Raw genomic sequence first — 323 nt, 5'->3', positions numbered from 1 at the left:
GGCACACCGTGCCGATCGCGTGCGCGATGTCGCCGATGCGGTTGCCGACGACGGCCGCCCCGATGCCCGCCGCGAGGGCGCGTTCGGCCGTCTCGACGAGCCGGAGGTCGGCCGTGCGCGGGGTGCCCACCACGAAGCTGTTCGCCGAGTCCCCGGCCCAGCCGCCCAGTTGCGCGCCGAAGTCGAGGGAGACGAGTTCTCCGTCGCGCAGCCGTTACGACGTGGGGATGCCGTGCACGATCGCGTCGTTCACGGAGGCGCAGAGCACGGGGGGGATGGGCGTGGGCGCGAACGAGGGGTGGTAGCCCAGGAAGGGTGAGGTG

The 323-nt window shown here is 73.1% G+C and carries 1 pseudogene; it reads right to left on the bottom strand.

Features of this window, described 5'->3' with window-relative positions:
• Positions 1 to 323: pseudogene (locus PUR53_RS00305) on the bottom strand (M24 family metallopeptidase); the annotation flags it as partial.

It is taken from the genome of Streptomyces sp. SP18BB07, assembly GCF_036322545.1.
Classification (GTDB): Bacteria; Actinomycetota; Actinomycetes; order Streptomycetales; family Streptomycetaceae; genus Streptomyces; species Streptomyces deccanensis.
The sequence above is the reverse complement of the archived record's forward strand: the minus strand, read 5'-3'. Positions and strand labels throughout refer to the sequence as shown.